18 protein-coding genes are annotated in these 18,452 nt (G+C 56.6%); 11 read left to right on the top strand and 7 right to left on the bottom strand.

Annotated elements, in window-relative coordinates; genetic code table 11:
• Nucleotides 1-6: 6 nt before the first annotated feature.
• The 3 genes from recF to dnaA form a co-directional block, all read right to left on the bottom strand.
• On the bottom strand, nucleotides 7-1,080 hold the full coding sequence (recF, locus tag CWM58_RS25755; protein WP_100682109.1) for a DNA replication/repair protein RecF: 1,074 nt from the start codon (nucleotides 1,078-1,080) through the stop codon (nucleotides 7-9).
• A 148-nt stretch (nucleotides 1,081-1,228) separates the two neighbouring features.
• A complete protein-coding gene (dnaN, locus tag CWM58_RS25750; RefSeq protein WP_008806743.1) occupies nucleotides 1,229-2,329 on the bottom strand; it encodes a DNA polymerase III subunit beta in 1,101 nt (366 codons plus the stop codon).
• A 4-nt stretch (nucleotides 2,330-2,333) separates the two neighbouring features.
• A complete protein-coding gene (gene dnaA / locus CWM58_RS25745) occupies nucleotides 2,334-3,737 on the bottom strand; it encodes a chromosomal replication initiator protein DnaA (protein ID WP_012540254.1) in 1,404 nt (467 codons plus the stop codon).
• A gap of 621 nt (nucleotides 3,738-4,358) precedes the next feature.
• Here dnaA and rpmH point away from each other — a divergent pair.
• The 10 genes from rpmH to CWM58_RS25690 all read left to right on the top strand — a co-directional run bounded on the left by rpmH (nucleotide 4,359) and on the right by CWM58_RS25690 (nucleotide 12,541).
• Entirely contained in the window at nucleotides 4,359-4,499 is a 141-nt protein-coding gene (rpmH, locus tag CWM58_RS25740; RefSeq protein ID WP_000831330.1) for a 50S ribosomal protein L34, read from the top strand.
• A gap of 15 nt (nucleotides 4,500-4,514) precedes the next feature.
• Nucleotides 4,515-4,874 (top strand): ribonuclease P protein component, encoded by a 360-nt coding sequence (gene rnpA, locus CWM58_RS25735; protein WP_004151535.1) that lies wholly within the window; start codon nucleotides 4,515-4,517, stop codon nucleotides 4,872-4,874.
• Nucleotides 4,838-5,095 (top strand): membrane protein insertion efficiency factor YidD, encoded by a 258-nt coding sequence (gene yidD, locus CWM58_RS25730; protein WP_004151536.1) that lies wholly within the window; start codon nucleotides 4,838-4,840, stop codon nucleotides 5,093-5,095. The genes rnpA and yidD overlap by 37 nt, the downstream gene beginning before the upstream one ends.
• A 2-nt stretch (nucleotides 5,096-5,097) precedes the next feature.
• A complete protein-coding gene (gene yidC / locus CWM58_RS25725) occupies nucleotides 5,098-6,744 on the top strand; it encodes a membrane protein insertase YidC (RefSeq protein WP_061156305.1) in 1,647 nt (548 codons plus the stop codon).
• Between the two features lie 194 nt (nucleotides 6,745-6,938).
• Nucleotides 6,939-8,303 (top strand): tRNA uridine-5-carboxymethylaminomethyl(34) synthesis GTPase MnmE, encoded by a 1,365-nt coding sequence (gene mnmE, locus CWM58_RS25715; RefSeq protein WP_044614064.1) that lies wholly within the window; start codon nucleotides 6,939-6,941, stop codon nucleotides 8,301-8,303.
• A gap of 119 nt (nucleotides 8,304-8,422) precedes the next feature.
• On the top strand, nucleotides 8,423-8,842 hold the full coding sequence (locus CWM58_RS25710; protein ID WP_100682108.1) for a GNAT family N-acetyltransferase: 420 nt from the start codon (nucleotides 8,423-8,425) through the stop codon (nucleotides 8,840-8,842).
• Between the two features lie 99 nt (nucleotides 8,843-8,941).
• Nucleotides 8,942-10,120 (top strand): MFS transporter, encoded by a 1,179-nt coding sequence (locus tag CWM58_RS25705; protein ID WP_100682107.1) that lies wholly within the window; start codon nucleotides 8,942-8,944, stop codon nucleotides 10,118-10,120.
• Entirely contained in the window at nucleotides 10,095-11,054 is a 960-nt protein-coding gene (yidZ, locus tag CWM58_RS25700) for an HTH-type transcriptional regulator YidZ (protein ID WP_061156302.1), read from the top strand. The genes CWM58_RS25705 and yidZ overlap by 26 nt, the downstream gene beginning before the upstream one ends.
• Nucleotides 11,055-11,362: 308 nt before the next feature.
• Nucleotides 11,363-11,938 (top strand): 4'-phosphopantetheinyl transferase family protein, encoded by a 576-nt coding sequence (locus CWM58_RS25695; RefSeq protein WP_162678357.1) that lies wholly within the window; start codon nucleotides 11,363-11,365, stop codon nucleotides 11,936-11,938.
• Between the two features lie 36 nt (nucleotides 11,939-11,974).
• A complete protein-coding gene (locus tag CWM58_RS25690) occupies nucleotides 11,975-12,541 on the top strand; it encodes an NADPH-dependent FMN reductase (RefSeq protein WP_074385296.1) in 567 nt (188 codons plus the stop codon).
• Nucleotides 12,542-12,585: 44 nt separating this feature from the next.
• Here CWM58_RS25690 and CWM58_RS25685 read toward each other — a convergent pair whose 3' ends face one another.
• Entirely contained in the window at nucleotides 12,586-13,923 is a 1,338-nt protein-coding gene (locus CWM58_RS25685) for an NCS2 family permease (protein WP_074385295.1), read from the bottom strand.
• Nucleotides 13,924-14,093: 170 nt separating this feature from the next.
• Here CWM58_RS25685 and yieH point away from each other — a divergent pair, with 170 nt between their 5' ends.
• Complete coding sequence (yieH, locus tag CWM58_RS25675; RefSeq protein ID WP_008806734.1) at nucleotides 14,094-14,759, top strand: 6-phosphogluconate phosphatase; 666 nt, start codon at nucleotides 14,094-14,096, stop codon at nucleotides 14,757-14,759.
• Nucleotides 14,760-14,839: 80 nt separating this feature from the next.
• Here the strand turns inward: yieH and CWM58_RS25670 are convergent, their stop codons facing one another.
• Genes CWM58_RS25670 through CWM58_RS25660 form a run of 3 tightly spaced genes read right to left on the bottom strand, consistent with a single transcriptional unit; the run spans nucleotide 14,840 to nucleotide 18,448 of the window.
• Entirely contained in the window at nucleotides 14,840-15,559 is a 720-nt protein-coding gene (locus tag CWM58_RS25670) for a glucosamine-6-phosphate deaminase (RefSeq protein ID WP_100682106.1), read from the bottom strand.
• A 49-nt stretch (nucleotides 15,560-15,608) separates the two neighbouring features.
• A complete protein-coding gene (locus CWM58_RS25665) occupies nucleotides 15,609-16,775 on the bottom strand; it encodes an alpha/beta hydrolase-fold protein (protein WP_100682105.1) in 1,167 nt (388 codons plus the stop codon).
• 38 nt (nucleotides 16,776-16,813) lie between these two features.
• A complete protein-coding gene (locus CWM58_RS25660) occupies nucleotides 16,814-18,448 on the bottom strand; it encodes a carbohydrate porin (protein ID WP_100682104.1) in 1,635 nt (544 codons plus the stop codon).
• Nucleotides 18,449-18,452 lie beyond the last annotated feature (4 nt).

Genomic DNA, 18,452 nt, shown 5'->3' with positions numbered 1-18,452 from the left:
CTTGGGTTAATCCGTTATTTTACCTTTTTCCACGCGGAACATCTTCGAATTTTTGTCCGACATGTCCATAACGTGTTCAGCGCTGATCGCGCTGACGAAAACCTGCGACTGCGTCGCTTTCAGGCGGCTGGATAACAAACCGCGGCGGGCATCATCAAGTTCCGAGGCAAAATCATCTATCAGGTACAGGCAGCGCCGCCCGCTGACGCGGGTGAGGAACTCACCTTGCGCCAGACGCAGGGCGCACATCAGCAGCTTAAGCTGCCCGCGCGACAAGGTGTCTTCCACCGGAGCCCCGTCGGCGCGAATGCGGAAATCCGCTTTATGCGGGCCATGGGCGGTGTAGGTTAACATTCTGTCACGCTCGAAATTCCGCTCCAGCACCTCCGCGTAGTCGGCCTCTTTTTCCCAGCCGCGCTGGAAAGAGAAAGAGAGCGTGAATTCCGGTAAAAATTGCTGACAAGTATCCGCCATGTCTTCGACGATAGCGGCGCTGTATTCGGCACGCCAGCGGCTGATTTGTTCCGCCAGCGGGATGAGTTCCAGATCCCACGGTCGCAGCTGGGCATAGCGGCTGACCTGACGCAGCGCGGCGTTGCGCTGCTTGACCAGGCGCTTCAGGTTGCTCCAGGCGGTGAAGAATCCGGCTTCGTTATGAAAACATCCCCAATCGAGGAATGCTCTTCTGTATTTGGGGCCGCCGTTGAGTAAAGTAAACCCCTCCGGCGTAATCAGCTGCATCGGCATCAGGTGCGCCAGCTCCGCCACCTTGTGGCCGTCGGTGCCGTCGATACGCACCTTACTGTCACCCTGTTTGTCTTTGGTCAGGCCGATGGCGGTTTCCCGCTCTTCGCCCTGCAGGCGGCCGTGCAGGACAAAAGCCTCCTGCTCGTGGCGGATCACCCGGCCAATTTGCAAACTACGAAACGCCCGGCCATGACCGAGCGTATAGATAGCTTCCAGCACGCTGGTTTTGCCGCTGCCGTTCGCGCCAACCAGGAAGTTAAAGCCGGGAGATAAAGCGAGATCCGCATTTTCAATATTGCGGAAGTCTTTGATCAAGAGTCGGGATAGCGACATATCAGCTCGTCATCATTCAAGGGGCGTGGGTGTCGCAGCCAGTTCGTCTACCGCCAGCGCGCAGAAAGCGGAGCGTACACGAAGTACGTGAGCATTTCGAGCACTGCCGGAAGGCGAAATGGCAAGTAAACCAGCCCCTTTGCAGATTCTACAATCTCATAGGCATGACAACGTAGGCGGCGGATTGTGAAGCCGCATCCTCAATCTGCACGCTCGACACCGAATCCGTCAGCAGAATGCGCACATTCTCGCACTTCAGAGCATTCAGCACATCCAGCACATAGCTAACGTTGAAGCCAATCTCCATCTCCGTTCCGGCGTAGGTCACGTCAAGGATCTCTTCCGCCTCTTCCTGCTCCGGGTTGTTAGCGGTGATTTTCAGCTGATTTTCGCTGACGTACAGTCGCACGCCGCGGAATTTCTCGTTCGAGAGGATTGCCGCGCGGGCGAAGGCCTGCTTGAGAATGTCACAGCCAGCATCGAGATGTTTATCCGGATTTTTCGGCAATACGCGGCGATAATCCGGGAAACGGCCGTCAACCAGCTTCGACGTAAAGATAAAATCGCCCACATGAGCGCGGATATTGTTGCTGCCAATCTGCACGCGCAGCGGGGTATCGCCGCCGTCGAGCATCCGCATCAACTCAATCACCCCTTTACGCGGCACGATCACCGAATGGTTCGGCAGCGACGCTTCCAGCGGCATCGAACAGACCGCCAGGCGGTGACCATCGGTGGCCACCGTGCGCAGTTCGCTGCCTTCGGTTTCAAACAGCATGCCGTTTAAGTAGTAACGAACATCCTGGTGCGCCATCGAAAACTGAGTGGCTTCGATCAGACGCTTCATGGTCGCCTGCGGCAGGGTAAATTCCACTTCGCTCTGCCAGTCATCCAGATTCGGGAAGTCGGCAGCAGGCAGCGTCGACAGCGAGAAGCGGCTGCGGCCGGAACGCACCAGCATCCGATCGCCTTCCAGCTGAACCGCGATCTCCGCGCCTTCCGGCAGGCCGCGGCAGATATCAAAGAATTTACGCGCCGGAACGGTCGTTGCGCCCGCTTCGTGCGGCTGAACCAGCGCCACGCGCGCCACCATCTCCATTTCAAGATCGGTACCGGTCAGCGACAGTGCGCCGTCCGCGACCTGAAGCAGCAGGTTACCGAGAATGGGCAGCGTCGGACGACCACCTAACGGACCGCTCACCTGTTGCAGCGGTTTTAATAAATGTTCACGTTCTACGGTAAATTTCATAGCGTCACGAGGATAATGTTCTGATTAAATTGGAAAAATCTTCTTTAATGTCGTGGCTTTCTTCACGCAGCTGCTCAATCTTGCGGCAGGCGTGCAGCACGGTGGTATGGTCGCGGCCGCCAAACGCATCGCCGATTTCCGGCAGGCTGTGGTTGGTCAGCTCTTTGGCCAGCGCCATCGCCATCTGGCGAGGACGCGCCACCGAACGGGAGCGGCGCTTGGACAGCAGATCCGCTACCTTAATCTTGTAGTACTCCGCCACCGTCTTTTGAATATTGTCGATGGTGACCAGTTTTTCCTGCAGCGCCAGCAGATCGCGCAGCGCTTCGCGCACGAAATCGATGGTGATCGCCCGGCCGGTGAAGTTGGCATTGGCGATAACGCGGTTCAGCGCCCCCTCCAGCTCACGCACGTTTGAGCGCAGGCGCTTGGCAATAAAGAACGCCACTTCGCCCGGCAGGCGAATGTCGTTTTCATCGGCTTTTTTCATCAGGATCGCGACGCGGGTTTCCAGCTCCGGCGGCTCGATCGCCACCGTCAGGCCCCAGCCGAAGCGGGATTTCAGACGATCTTCAACGCCATTGATCTCTTTTGGATAACGATCCGAGGTCAGGATGATCTGCTGATTACCTTCCAGCAGGGCATTGAAGGTGTGGAAAAACTCTTCCTGGGATCGCTCTTTATTAGCAAAGAACTGAATGTCATCGATCAGCAGGGCGTCAACGGATCGGTAGTAGCGTTTAAACTCTTCGATGGCGTTGTTTTGCAGCGCTTTGACCATGTCCTGGACGAAACGCTCGGAGTGCATATAGACCACTTTCGCGTTCGGCTTACGCGCCACAATGCCGTTACCCACCGCGTGCAACAGGTGGGTTTTCCCCAGACCGGTGCCGCCATAAAGGAACAGCGGGTTGTAGGCCCCGCCCGGGTTATCCGCCACCTGACGCGCCGCCGCGCGGGCCAACTGGTTAGATTTACCTTCGACGAAGTTATCAAACGTGTGTTTCACGTTAACGTTAGAGCGGTAGGTCGGCTCCGCCGGTGCCGGAACATTATCCCAGCCAGGGCGCACGATCGTCGGCGCCACGCGCGCGGTCTGCACCTGCGCTGCCGGGATGGCCGCCGCAGCCGGGCTTACCGCTCCTTTCTGCAGCGAGCTGGCTGGCTTAGCGCCCACCTCAAAACGCAGCTGCGGGGCATCAGCACCGCAAAAATCATTGAGGAGTCCATTGATATTATTGAGGTATTTGTCCCTTACCCAGTCGAGCACAAAACGGTTTGGCGCATACAGTGCCAGCGTGTTATCGCTCAGTTCCGCCTGCAATGGGCGGATCCACATGCTGAATTCTGTGGCTGGTAACTCATCCTGCAATCGGGCAAGACACTGCTGCCAAAGCGAAAGTGACACGGCGGACTCCACTCGAACATAAAATCGATATCAAAGAAAAACAGAAACAATCGTGATTGTTGGCACACGTCGACAAGACCCTGCATTAGCCGAAAAGCCCCTGCACTAAAGGGGTGACGTGCGAACCGCTATCTGCGGTTATTACCCGTTGCGGATCCGGGGATCGCGATCGGGACCGGGGATCATAGCCTAAACTGAGAAAGAGATCTTGTGTTTCTCAACAGATTCTTCCCGATTTATCCACAGGAAGGATCGAAACCGGGTAAGTGTAATCGATCCTGGGGAGAGTGAAGCACGATTTCCGCCGCATATTGGAAAAATTAATGAGCTATGCTGGTTTTGGGCGGAAACGATCTAACAAAGATCCTTGCGGATCCTTGCGCTTTACTGGCCAGGCCGTATAATCCCCCACCCGGCGCGTAATGCCCGTTTTCGTCACGCGTCTCAGCTTATTTTTTGTGCGACAAGGTGCGAGAAATAAGGAAAGAGAATTGACTCCGGAGTGTACAATTATTACAATCCGGCCTCTTTAATCACCCACGCTGAGGCGTAAGTCGTTCGAAGTTCGTTCGGGTCTACGCAAAAGTCAGTGAATTTATTCAAGTTTAGGTAGAAATCGCCATGAAACGCACTTTTCAACCGTCTGTACTGAAGCGCAACCGTTCTCACGGCTTCCGTGCTCGTATGGCTACTAAAAATGGTCGTCAGGTTCTGGCACGTCGTCGTGCTAAAGGCCGCGCTCGTCTGACCGTTTCCAAGTAATAAAGCTAACCCTGCGTGGTTAAGCTCGCATTTCCCAGGGAGTTACGTTTGTTAACTCCCAGTCATTTCACTTTCGTCTTCCAGCAGCCACAACGGGCTGGCACGCCGCAAATCACCATCCTCGGCCGCCTGAATTCGCTGGGGCATCCCCGCATCGGTCTTACGGTCGCCAAGAAAAACGTAAAACGCGCACATGAACGCAATCGGATTAAACGTCTGACGCGTGAAAGTTTTCGTTTGCGTCAACATGAACTCCCGCCAATGGATTTCGTGGTGGTGGCGAAAAGAGGGGTTGCCGACCTCGATAACCGTGCTCTCTCGGAAGCGTTGGAAAAATTATGGCGCCGCCATTGTCGCCTGGCTCGCGGGTCCTGATCGGCCTGATTAGAGTTTATCAGCGCCTGATTAGTCCGCTACTCGGGCCGCATTGTCGTTTCACCCCAACCTGTTCTCAATACGGAATTGAGGCCTTACGCAGGTTTGGTGTGATAAAAGGCAGTTGGTTGACAATGAAACGCGTATTAAAATGCCACCCTTTACACCCTGGTGGTGACGATCCCGTCCCGCCCGGACCATTTGATACCAGAGAACACTAACGATGGATTCGCAACGCAATCTTCTTATCATCGCTTTGTTGTTCGTGTCTTTCATGATCTGGCAAGCCTGGGAGCAGGACAAAAATCCGCAGCCCCAGCAGCAGACCACGCAGACTACGACCACAGCAGCGGGTAGCGCCGCCGACCAGGGCGTACCGGCCAGTGGCCAGGGGAAACTGATTACGGTTAAAACCGACGTGCTTGAGCTGACTATCAACACCAACGGTGGTGATATTGAGCAGGCGCTGCTTCTGGCGTATCCAAAAACGCTGAAGTCGACCGAACCGTTCCAGTTACTGGAAACCACGCCGCAGTTTGTCTACCAGGCGCAGAGCGGCTTAACCGGCCGTGATGGTCCGGATAACCCGGCGAATGGCCCGCGTCCGCTGTACAACGTCGATAAAGAGGCGTTTGTGCTGGCTGATGGCCAGGATGAAATCGTCATTCCGCTGACCTACACCGATAAAGCCGGCAACGTCTTCACCAAAACCTTCACCCTGAAACGTGGTGGCTATGCGGTGAACGTCGGTTATAGCGTGCAGAACGCCAGCGAGAAGCCTCTGGAAGTCTCGACCTTCGGTCAGTTGAAGCAGACCGCGGCGCTGCCGACCAGTCGCGATACGCAGACCGGCGGCCTGTCCACAATGCATACTTTCCGTGGCGCAGCGTTCTCCACCGCGGATTCGAAATACGAAAAATATAAATTCGATACCATTCTGGACAACGAAAACCTGAACGTCAGCACCAAAAACGGTTGGGTTGCCATGCTGCAGCAGTACTTCACCACCGCGTGGGTGCCGCAGAATAACGGGACGAATAACTTCTACACCGCCAACCTCGGCAACGGCATTGTGGCTATTGGCTACAAATCGCAGCCGGTACTGGTGCAGCCTGGTCAAACCGACAAGCTGCAGAGCGTGCTGTGGGTCGGTCCGGCTATTCAGGACAAAATGGCTGCCGTTGCGCCGCACCTGGATCTGACCGTCGACTACGGCTGGCTGTGGTTCATCTCCCAACCGCTGTTCAAGCTGCTGAAATTCATCCACAGCTTCCTCGGCAACTGGGGCTTCTCGATCATCGTTATCACCTTTATCGTTCGTGGCATCATGTACCCGCTGACCAAAGCGCAGTACACCTCCATGGCGAAGATGCGTATGCTGCAGCCGAAGATTCAGGCCATGCGTGAGCGTCTGGGCGACGATAAACAACGTCAAAGCCAGGAGATGATGGCGCTGTATAAAGCGGAAAAAGTGAACCCACTGGGTGGCTGCTTCCCGCTGATTATTCAGATGCCGATCTTCCTTGCGCTGTACTACATGCTGAGCGCCTCGGTTGAACTGCGTCATGCGCCGTTTATCCTGTGGATCCACGACCTGTCTGCACAAGACCCGTACTACATCCTGCCGATCATCATGGGCGCGACCATGTTCTTCATCCAGAAGATGTCGCCGACCACCGTGACCGACCCGATGCAACAGAAGATCATGACCTTTATGCCGGTCATCTTCACGGTGTTCTTCCTGTGGTTCCCGTCTGGCCTGGTGGTGTACTACATCGTCAGCAACCTGGTCACCATTATTCAGCAGCAGCTGATTTACCGTGGTCTGGAGAAGCGTGGCCTTCATAGCCGCGAGAAGAAGAAATCCTGATACTCTTCATTCTTCAAGCCGCAGATGCGTTGGCTTCATTAGTTCGCCCCAGTCACTTACTACAGTAAGCTCCTGGGGCCTCACTAGCTTGCCGCCTTTCTGCAACTTGAATTATTTCGAGTATCTACGGTAGCGTTAATGCCAGAGAAGGCGGTCAATGGACCGCCTTTTTTACATCTACATAGAGAGTCACCATGAGCCATAACGACACTATCGTCGCCCAGGCAACCCCTCCGGGACGCGGTGGGGTGGGCATCCTGCGTATCTCCGGCCTCAACGCGCGCGATGTCGCGCAGGCGGTACTGGGCAAGCTGCCGAAGCCGCGTTATGCCGACTACCTGCCGTTCAACGACGTTGACGGTACGCCGCTGGATCAGGGGATTGCGCTGTGGTTCCCCGGGCCGAACTCCTTTACCGGGGAGGATGTGCTTGAGCTGCAGGGTCACGGCGGCCCGGTCATTCTCGATCTGCTGCTCAAACGTATTCTGACGTTGCCCGGCGTACGCATCGCCAGGCCGGGCGAGTTTTCCGAACGCGCGTTCCTCAACGACAAGCTCGACCTGGCGCAGGCAGAAGCCATCGCCGACCTCATCGACGCCAGTTCAGAACAGGCGGCGCGCTCGGCATTGAACTCCTTGCAAGGGGCCTTCTCCGCGCGGGTTAACCACCTTGTGGAAGCGCTCACTCACCTGCGCATCTACGTGGAAGCGGCGATCGATTTCCCGGATGAAGAAATTGATTTCCTCTCCGACGGCAAAATTGAAGCCCAGCTGAACGGCGTGATGGCCGACCTCGACGCCGTCCGCGCGGAAGCTCGTCAGGGCAGTCTGCTGCGCGAAGGGATGAAAGTGGTGATCGCCGGGCGACCAAATGCCGGTAAATCGAGCCTGCTGAACGCCCTGGCGGGCCGCGAAGCGGCGATCGTCACCGACATTGCGGGCACCACCCGCGACGTGCTGCGCGAACATATCCATATCGACGGCATGCCTCTGCATATCATCGATACCGCGGGCCTGCGTGACGCCAGTGACGAAGTGGAGCGTATCGGCATCGAGCGCGCCTGGCAGGAGATTGAGCAGGCGGATCGGGTGCTGTTTATGGTCGACGGCACCACCACCAGCGCCGTTGACCCGGCGGAGATCTGGCCGGACTTTATCGAGCGCCTGCCCGCTAAACTGCCGATTACCGTGGTGCGCAATAAAGCCGACGTCACTGGCGAGGCGCTGGGGCTCAGCGAAGTCAATGGCCACTCACTGATCCGACTGTCGGCACGTACCGGCGAAGGCGTGGAGGTACTGCGTAACCACCTCAAGCAGAGCATGGGCTTCGATACCAGCATGGAAGGCGGTTTCCTCGCCCGCCGCCGTCACCTGCAGGCGCTGGAAGAGGCGGCGAACCATCTGCAGCAGGGCAAAGCCCAGCTGCTGGGCGCCTGGGCCGGGGAGCTGCTGGCGGAAGAGCTGCGCCTCGCGCAGCAGGCGCTGAGCGAGATCACCGGGGAGTTCACCTCCGACGATCTGCTGGGCCGTATCTTCTCCAGCTTCTGCATCGGCAAATAACGTTTAGTCCGTAAACGTTCACTCACCCGCATTAACGCCGCGTTAATGCGGGTTTTTTCTTGCCCTTTACGGCGCAACGTTCTCTACTTTTATCTCCCCTTTTACCACGAGACTAAAGCATGACCGTTGAATATACCGTGATCGAGAAGGTGCCCTCCGCCGAAGCGTTTTGCCACCTGCGGGTGGCGGCGGGCATGTCGCCGCGCCCCCTGGAAGGCGCCAGGGCCGGACTGCCGCATAGCTGTTACGGCGTACATATCCTTTGGCAGGAGACGCCGATCGCTATGGGACGCATCATCGGCGACGGCGCGATTAATTTCGATATTGTCGACGTCGCCGTCGATCCGGCTCATCAGGGAAAAGGCCTGGGCCGGCTGGTGATGGAGAAGCTGGTCGCCTGGCTGGACGCTAACGCCTTTGACGGGGCCTATGTCACGCTGGTGGCGGATGTGCCGGAGCTGTATGCGAAGTTCGGCTTCGAAAGCGTCAGACCGGAGAGCGAAGGGATGGCCCGCGTCTGGCGAACCCGGGGTCGTTAGCTCGCATTTCCTGCCAGGAAAAGAGCGTTGTCCAAATGGCAACTCGTCTTGCGGCACGTTCCTCACTATGCTGAACGCCATTCACATCGCGAGGATCCCATGACACGCTTTCTTCTCTGCAGTTTCGCCCTGGTTCTGCTCTATCCCTCTGGCATCGATATGTATCTGGTCGGCCTGCCGCGTATTGCTCAGGACCTGGGGGCCAGCGAGGCACAATTACATATCGCCTTTTCAGTCTATCTGGCCGGTATGGCCTCCGCAATGCTCTTTGCTGGTCGCATCGCCGACCGGTCAGGACGTAAGCCTGTCGCCATTGTGGGCGCGGTGATCTTTGTTGTCGCCTCCCTGCTCTGCGCCCAGGCGCACGCCAGCAGCCACTTCCTCGTCGGACGCTTTATCCAGGGGATCGGCGCCGGCAGCTGCTACGTGGTGGCTTTCGCTATCCTGCGCGATACGCTGGACGATCGCCGCCGCGCCAAGGTGCTGTCGTTGCTCAACGGCATTACCTGCATTATCCCCGTCCTGGCGCCGGTGCTTGGCCACCTGATTATGCTGAAATATCCGTGGCAGAGCCTGTTCTACACCATGACCGGCATGGGCGTCATGGTCGGCTTGCTGTCGGTCTTTATCCTGCGCGAGACGCGCCCGACGGCACACCCGCAGACTGCGACACTGCAGCATGGCGGCAGTGAGTCGCTGCTGAACCGCTTTTTTCTCAGCCGCATTCTTATCACCACCCTCAGCGTGACGGCGATCCTGACCTACGTGAACGTCTCTCCGGTACTGATGATGGAAGAGATGGGGTTCGACCGGGGAACTTACTCAATGGCAATGGCCCTGATGGCGATGATCAGCATGGCAGTCTCCTTCTCGACGCCGTTCGCCCTGTCGCTGTTTAACCCCCGCACCTTAATGCTGACCTCGCAGGTGCTGTTTCTGGCGGCAGGCCTGGCGCTGAGCCTCGCCACCCGCCAGCCCGTCACCCTGATCGGGCTGGGCATGATTTGCGCCGGCTTCTCCGTTGGATTCGGCGTCGCGATGAGCCAGGCGCTGGGGCCCTTCACGCTGCGCGCGGGCGTCGCCAGCTCGGTTCTCGGCATCGCGCAGGTGTGCGGTTCATCGCTGTGGATTTGGCTCGCCGCCATCATCGGACTCAGCGCGATGAATATGCTGATCGGGATACTCATTGCCTGTAGCATAGTGAGCCTTGTTTTGTTACTGGTCGTCACCCCACCGCGGGTTGCGCAATACGATGAAGAAGCCGCTGTCGAGTCTTGATCTTAATTTACTCCTCTGCCTGCAGCTCCTGACCCAGGAGCTCAGCGTTACCCGTACGGCGAAGCGGATGAACGTTTCGCCGTCAGCGGTGAGCAAGTCGCTGGCCAAACTGCGCGCCTGGTTTGACGACCCGCTGTTTGTGAAAACCCCGCTGGGTCTGGCGCCTACGCCGCTGGTCAGCAGCATGGAGCAGGATCTAGCGGACTGGATGCAGATGGGCAACCAGATCCTCGATAAACCGCACCACACCATGCCCAGCGGCCTCAAATTCGAGCTGGCGGCGGAAACGCCGCTGCTGATGATCCTGTTTAACACCCTCTCCCAACGCATCTATCAGCGCTATCCGCAGGCATTGATTCGTTTGCGCAACTGGGACTACGACTCCCTGGACGCCATCATTCGCGGCGAGGTGGATATCGGCTTCTGCGGGCGCGAAAGTCATCCGCAGTCGCGGGAGCAGCTGAGCCTGCTGCCGTGGTATATCGATTTTGATGTCCTGTTCACCGACCTGCCGCAGGTCTGGCTGCGCGCCGATCATCCGGCGCTCAGAGAGGAATGGGATCTGGCGGCATTCTTGCGCTATCCGCATATCACCATCTGCTGGGAACAGAGCGATACCTGGGCACTGGACGATGTGCTGCAGGAGCTGGGGTATAAGCGTAACGTGGCGCTGACCGTGCCGGGGTTTGAACAATCGCTCTTTATGGCCGCTCAGCCGCAGCACACCATGCTGGCCACCGCACCGCGCTACTGCCAGCACTATAATCAGCAGCACCAGCTACCGCTGGTCTCTCGCCCGCTGCCGCTGGAACCTCAGCTTCTGGAAAAGCTCCGCGTCCCCTTCACCTTGCTATGGCATAAGCGCAACAGCTACAACCCCAAGCTCGTCTGGCTTAGAGATACGTTAAAAGAACTCTATTCCGGTACGCTGTAAGCCTTGTTTCGTGTCCATCGCACCTTATTGCGCAAGAATTTGTAAAATTCAAACAAATTCTCTTTTCAACGGGGCATTTCGGCATTAAAACCTGTTAATACCAGGCGATAATAACGCGCGCAATTTTTACCAGACCATTACTCACGGAGCGACGTATGGCAACGCATTTTGCACGAGGGATACTCAGTACCGGGGAGCCGCTATCGACACGTTTGTCGGCGGCCTGTCATCAATCCGCACGTCTACTCCCTGAATACCGCCAGGCTCGCTTTCGTGCTTCGCGTTCGCTGCTCGCCGAACTGCTGTTTATGCTATACGGCATCAGCGAGCTGCCTGAAATCGTCAACGCCGCCAATGGCAGACCGGTTTTTAGCGATCGTCATCTTCCCCACTTTTCTATCTCTTATACTGGCAATATTGTTGGCGTCGCGCTGACCACCGAGGGGGATTGTGGCCTCGACATGGAACTGCAGCGCACGGTGCGTGGACACGACGCTGACCGGCACAATTTCAGTAACAATGAAAATCTGTGGATTAACATTCAGCATGACCCGGATGAAGCGCGTAGCCAGCTGGTGGCGCTGCGGCGAAGCGTGTTGAAACTGACCGGTGAAACACCGGCGCGTCTGCAGCTGCTGCCGGGCTCTGGCCGCCTGCGTACCGCCGGTAGCCAGCCAATCGAAGCCGTCTGTGACGCCGAATCGCTGCTGGTGTGGTCGATTGCCGCCAGCCCAAATATCGGCTCGCTGAAGGTCTGGGAATATGACGCTAAAGGGGGCGAATGGCATAGTCTGCCGGATGCTCAGCGGCGCGCACGCGAACCGTCGGCCCGCCTGATGCGCTTTACCAGCTTACCAATGGAAAAAACCTTATCCCTCAATTGACCGGTTTTGCCGGCATCATGATACAAAGGAGCAATCATGTCAGATACCTTAAAAGTGGTTACGTTACTCGGCAGCCTGCGCAAAGGGTCGTTTAATGGAATGGTCGCGCGCACTCTGCCCGGCATCGCGCCCGCGGGCATGGACATCTCCGCGCTGCCGTCGATCGGTGATATCCCGCTGTACGATGCTGATATTCAGGAGGAAGAGGGGTTCCCACAGAGCGTGCAGGATATTGCGCAACAGATCCGCGAGGCGGATGGCGTGGTGATTGTCACTCCCGAGTATAACTATTCCGTGCCTGGCGGCCTGAAAAACGCTATCGACTGGCTGTCACGCCTGCCCGAGCAGCCGCTGTCCGGCAAACCAGTACTGATTCAGACCAGCTCAATGGGTGCCATCGGCGGCGCACGCTGCCAGTATCATCTGCGCCAGATTCTGGTCTTCCTCGATGCGATGGTGATGAATAAACCGGAATTTATGGGCGGTGTGATCCAGAACAAAGTGGATCCGCAGTCAGGTGAAGTAGTCGATCAGAGCACCCTCGACCATCTGCGCGGCCAGCTGACCGCCTTTGGCGACTATATTCAGCGGGTTAAAGCATAAAAAAGCCCGGCAGCGATGCCGGGCTTTTTCATCATGCGTGCGGATTAATGTGCATCGATAAAGACAATCTTCAGCACAAACAGCAGCGAGACGATCACCACGCACGGGCTGAGCTCGCGCAGGCGGCCGGTTCCGATCTTCATCACGCAGTAAGAGATAAAGCCTAAGGCGATACCTTCGGTGATCGAGAAGCTAAACGGCATCATCACCGCGGTGATAAACGCCGGTACCGCTTCCGTCAGGTCATCCCACTTCACGCGCGCCAGGCTTGAGGTCATCAGCACGCCAACGTAAATCAGCGCGCCGGCGGCCGCATAGGCCGGAACCATCCCCGCCAGCGGAGACAGGAAGATAACCAGCAGGAACAGGATCCCAACGACAACGGCGGTCAGGCCGGTGCGCCCGCCCACGGAAACGCCGGAGGAGGATTCGATATAGGCCGTCACCGACGAAGTACCGATGAAGGAACCCGCCACCGACGAGACGCTGTCGACAAACAGCGCTTGCTTCATGCGCGGGAATTTACCCTGTGCATCAGCCAGACCCGCTTTATCGGTGACGCCAATCAGCGTCCCGGAGGAGTCAAACAGGTTGACCAGCATAAACGAGAAGATCACGCCGGCCAGGCCCAGGTTCAGGGAGCCCGCCAGATCGACATGACCAATCACCGACGTCACGCTCGGCGGCGCGGAGACGATGCCGGTGTAGTGCACATCGCCCAGCATCCAGCCCAGCAGGGTGGTGACCACAATAGACACCAGGACCGCGGCATGAATGTTACGTGATGCCAGAATCGCGATGATAAAGAAGCCCAGTATGCCCAGCAGCACACTGTGGGAGGTCAGATGACCAATGCTGACCAGCGTTTCCGGATTAGCGACGATAACCCCGGCATTTTTCAGACCCATCATGCCGATAAACAGGCCGATACCGCTGGTGATACCGACGCGCAGACTCACCGGAATATTGGCGATCATCCAGTAGCGTACACGGAAAATCGTCAGCAACAGCAGACCGACGGCGCCCCAGAAAATCGCGCCCATGCCTACCTGCCACGGCAGGCCCATCGCCTGTACCACCACAAAGGCGAAGAAGGCGTTCAGCCCCATCGCCGGCGCAAGAGCCACCGGCAGGTTCGCGAACAGACCCATCAGGATACTGCCGAACGCAGCAATCAGACAGGTGGTCACAAACACGGCGCTGGTATCCATGCCCGCTACGCCAAGAATTTGTGGGTTAACAAAAACGATATACACCATCGTCAGGAACGTGGTGAAACCGGCGATCGCTTCCGTACGCACTGTGGTGCCGTGCTCGCGCAGTTTAAATACGCGCTCCAGCAGACCCTGGCCAGAAGACTGGCTGGTTTGTTGTTGACTCATTATCGGTTTCCGAACGTAAAGGAGGGAAAATTCGAGGCTATCCTATACCAAAACAAGGCACCCGGCGCAGTTGTATGGTAATTTTTTTCATTTATTTTGCTTATACGGCAACGATTGCGTCGCGGCATTGGGCATGACGAAAACGTTAAACTTGTTAATACGGAAAGACTATGACTCAACCAGAAGCAGTATTTTTTGACTGTGACGGCACACTGGTCGACAGTGAGGTGATTTGCTCCCGCGCCTACGTTCACATGTTCCAGGAATTCGGCATTACGCTGGACCTTGCCGAGATTTTTAAGCGCTTCAAAGGGGTGAAGCTGTACGAAATTATCGACACTATCAACGCTGAGCATGGCGTTAACCTGCAAAAAGCGACGCTGGAGCCCATTTACCGTGCGGAGGTCGCTCGCCTGTTTGATAGCGAACTGGAGGTGATTGCCGGAGCCCAGGCGCTGCTGGATGCGGTAAGCGTCCCGATGTGCGTGGTTTCCAATGGCCCGGTCAGTAAAATGCAGCACTCTCTTGGCCGCACCGGCCTGCTGCACCATTTCGCTGACCGCTTGTACAGCGGCTACGATATTCAGCGCTGGAAGCCTGATCCGGCGCTGATGTTTCATGCGGCAGAGGCCATGCAGGTAAAAGCCGAAAACTGTATCCTGGTGGATGACTCCAGCGCCGGTGCTCAGTCGGGGATTGCCGCCGGTATGGAGGTGTTTTATTTCTGCGCCGATCCGCACAACCAGCCGATCGATCATCCCAAAGTGACCACCTTTACCGATCTGGCAGAGCTGCCGGCATTGTGGCAAGCGCGCGGCTGGGATATCACGCGTTAAGGGCCTGGTGAGCGGCACGTTGGCATCGATGTAGCCCCGCTAAGCGTCTGCGCAAGCGGGGGAATAGAACCAGCGACTGGTTATGGCTGCAATTCAGTGACTGCCGCCTTATCGGCAATAATCACCAGTGAAGGGTGTAATTTGAGCACCGACGCCGGCACCTGCTCGCTGACCGGGCCTTCAACCACCTGCTTAAGAGCTTGCGCCTTCGCCGCGCCGCTCACGATCAACAGCAGATTTTTTGCCGCCATCACGCTTCTCGGCCCCATGGTGACATAGCTATCGGGCACGACGGAATAATCCCCACCCATCTCGCCGTTAGCGACAATATCAATCATTTCCCCATGAATCGGCACTTCGACCGTCTGATCATGAAAGCGGGTAGTATTCGGCAGGTTGCCGCAAAAATGGCCGTCAGCCCCCAGCCCCAGCACCATCAGATCAAGGCCACCAGCCTCTTCCAGCTGGCGATCGTGCTGAGCGGCGTTGTCCAGCGTCAGCTTATGAATGTTCTCTTCTTTGATCTGCGCCGGGGTAAAAAACAGCTGGCGCAGATTAGATATCGTGACGCCTTCTCGCGACTGGCCGCGAAAGGGGATCTCATCGAAGTTGTAATAGTGCACCCGATCATAGAATGCTTTGCCTTTCACGGCGGCGGTTAGATGCTCATACATCCGCTTTGGCGTGCTGCCGGCCGTCACGGCGAGATTCACCCGCCGCGGCGCCGTGATATAGCCCAGAACATGATGGCTGGCGACCAGGCTCATCTCTTCATAATCTTCGGTCACAATCATTTTCATCTTGTCGTCCTTCACAAGCACAAAACGGGGGCTGAACGCCCCCTAACGGTTATTTAAACAGTTTCTGCACAAACTCGGCGTAGGCCGGGCGCCAGACGTCCATTTCATGGTTCAGGCCGGGATACGAGTGATAGTCGAAGTTGACCTTCTGTTTTTCCAGCTCGCTTTTCAGACCAGCGATGTCTTTACCGGTTACGGAATCTTTTTCCCCGACCACCACGGTAAAGTTACGCAGTTGCTTATTGATCGCGTCAGGATGCTTCAGCTGCGCTTCCACGCCGGCATTCGGCACCGTGGTAGTCGTGACGCCGCTAAAGGTGGCGAGCCAGCCAAAACTATCCAGATGGTTCATTCCGGAAACCAGCGCCTGATAACCGCCCTGTGACAGGCCAGCCAGCGCCCGGCCATCGGCATCTTTACGCGCGTTAAACCGGGTATCGATCAGCGGAATGATATCCTGCATCAACTCGTTATCCGCCGCCTGCGCATTGAGCGGATAGAAGTTTTTGCGCCGCTCCTGCGGCGGAAAGTTTTCCGCTATCGCTTCCGGGGTATCGGTTTCGGTATCCGGGACCACCACCAGCATCGGCTTGATTTTGCCCTCCGCCAGCAGGTTATCCATGATCTGCGGGATACGCCCCTGATCGATGGCCGACAGACCGCTGTCGCCAAAGCCATGATAGAAATAGAGCACCGGCAGCGGATCGCCGGTTCCGCTATAGCCCGGCGGCGTCCAGACATAGAGACGACGTTCAGCGTTCAGTGCCTTCGAGTGATAGGTGAGGGTGCGCAGATCGCCATGCGCGACCGCCCGATCGTCGAGAATACTACCAGGTACCAGAATCAAGCTGGTATTCACCTGGCGCTGCGGCTTCTGATAGCGACTGCCGGTATCCACCGAGCGGAAGCCATCCACATCGAAATAGTATTCATAGAGATTGGGTTTCATCGGCTCACTTTTCCATGTCCACACCCCCTGAGCCTCTTTGGTCATGTCGTGTGAGACAAAGGAGTCCGGCGTGGCGCCGGTCACTACCGAGACCCGCCGGGCATCGGGAGCAAACAGGCGATAAGTGATACTCTTATCCGCGTTAACCTGGGTAATAAAGTGGCTCACCGGCAGGGTGGGATCCGGCATCGCGGGTAATGGCGCCGCCTGGAGGGTAAACGCCGCGCCCGCCAGCGCCAGTGCGAAATAAATTGCATGTCGTTTCATCGTTATTCCTCTTCCGTTGTGTCCGTTCTGTTATCGTCTTACCACCAGATTTCCGCCTGCGCCCCCACGGCAAACTGATCGTTTTTACCGTCTTCAAAAATGCTGGTGGTATTATTCGCTGCCTTATCCAGGTCGATATCCTTCGCTTTAATATAGGTGGCATAGAAGCGAATTTCCGGGCGCGAGGTCAGCATACTGGTATTGACTTTGAAGGTATGGAACAGCGTGGTCTTGTAGCCGGACTCGTTATATTTATTGCCGGTAACATCTTTGTTTTGCTGTTTGAAGTATCCCAGCTCGACGCCAGTCTGGTTATATTTATCCCAGATATAAGCCGGTCGCAGGACCGTGCGAATGGATTCAAAATCGGAGTGGGCCCCGGTTTCGTAGCTATAGACGTCGTTACCAAAGGAGTAGACGATGGCATTCGCCATAATAATGTCATCGCGTAAATAGGTTTCTCCCTGCGAGGTTAAGCGCACCGCGGTGCCATTGGTATGATCGCCATAATAGCGGCCGCTAAAAGTGGTATAGGGGCTGGAACCGGCATAGCGCGAGAAGCTGCTGGCAATAGAATTATTCGCCAGTAAGAAAGAGAATTCGTTAAAGCCGCCGCTAGCCCATTTCTGCGTTAACGAGGTGCCTGCCATCCAGGTATCTTTCCACGGATAATAACCTTCATTGCCCTCTTTATATTTCTCCGAGGAACTTTGGTTGGCAGCGACATAGCGCCCGCTGACCATCAGGCTGGCTTTATCCCACAGCGGAATCTCTTTGTAGCGAACGTCCAGGGTGTTGGTGTTAATTTGCTGCTTATTGCTCAAAGAACGGTCGTAATCATCGACATCTTCTCGGACCAATGCGATATCGAATTTCCCGGCACCCACCTGCCAGTTTTCCAGCCCCACGCCGGCCGCCGCATCGGTTCTCTGCGTTTTCCAGTCCAGCATCTGGATTTCGATTTTTGGCGCCCCGTGTTTGCCGACCCAGAAATCGGCTTCCGGGGCAAACGGCAGGAACCCTTTGGTGTTAACGTACATATCCGAGAACTGGATGTAGTTTTCGCCGCCAGCGTTGTCACCAAACCAGCCGGCGGAATACTGCTGGCCGACGTTACCGTCGAGCATCACGATGGCATCAACGCGTTTATCGCCTTCCTGAAACACCCGCTGCTTCAGCTGCAGATCGAACCAGCCGGAATATTCATTGCCCAGGCGGCCAAGCGAGCCAATCGCCCACGATTTTGGCGAGCCGTGCGAGGCAGTACCCCAGCCGGAACGGAAGTAGCCGTTATAGCTAAAGCCAATTTCATCTTTCACGAACGTGCTAAAATCTTTCAGCGTCATCGCGCTGTAGGCTGGCGCGCCGTTCGTGGCTGGTTGTTGATTTTTGACCAGCACCGCATCCGGTTTCACCGCCGTCTTCGGCCCGGCGGCCGCTACCCCGGTCTTGCGCTTCTGACCTTCTGCAGGCGGAGACCATGAGGCCCAAATCTGGTCTCTTTTTCTCTCCTGGTCCTGATATTTTTTGAGTTCTTTTTGCGTGTCTTTGAGCGCTTTTTCCAGCAGCTCAAGCCGTTGCTCCACCGTCAACGGGCTCGCTATCAGAGTGGTGGAATAACAAAGCGGTGCCAGCAATACCATCGCCGGAGCGATCCTGGTTTTTCTCATCATAATA

The organism is Klebsiella sp. H-Nf2 (assembly GCF_002806645.1).
Lineage (GTDB): Bacteria > Pseudomonadota > Gammaproteobacteria > Enterobacterales > Enterobacteriaceae > Klebsiella > Klebsiella variicola.
This window is presented reverse-complemented; position numbering and strand designations above follow the sequence as displayed.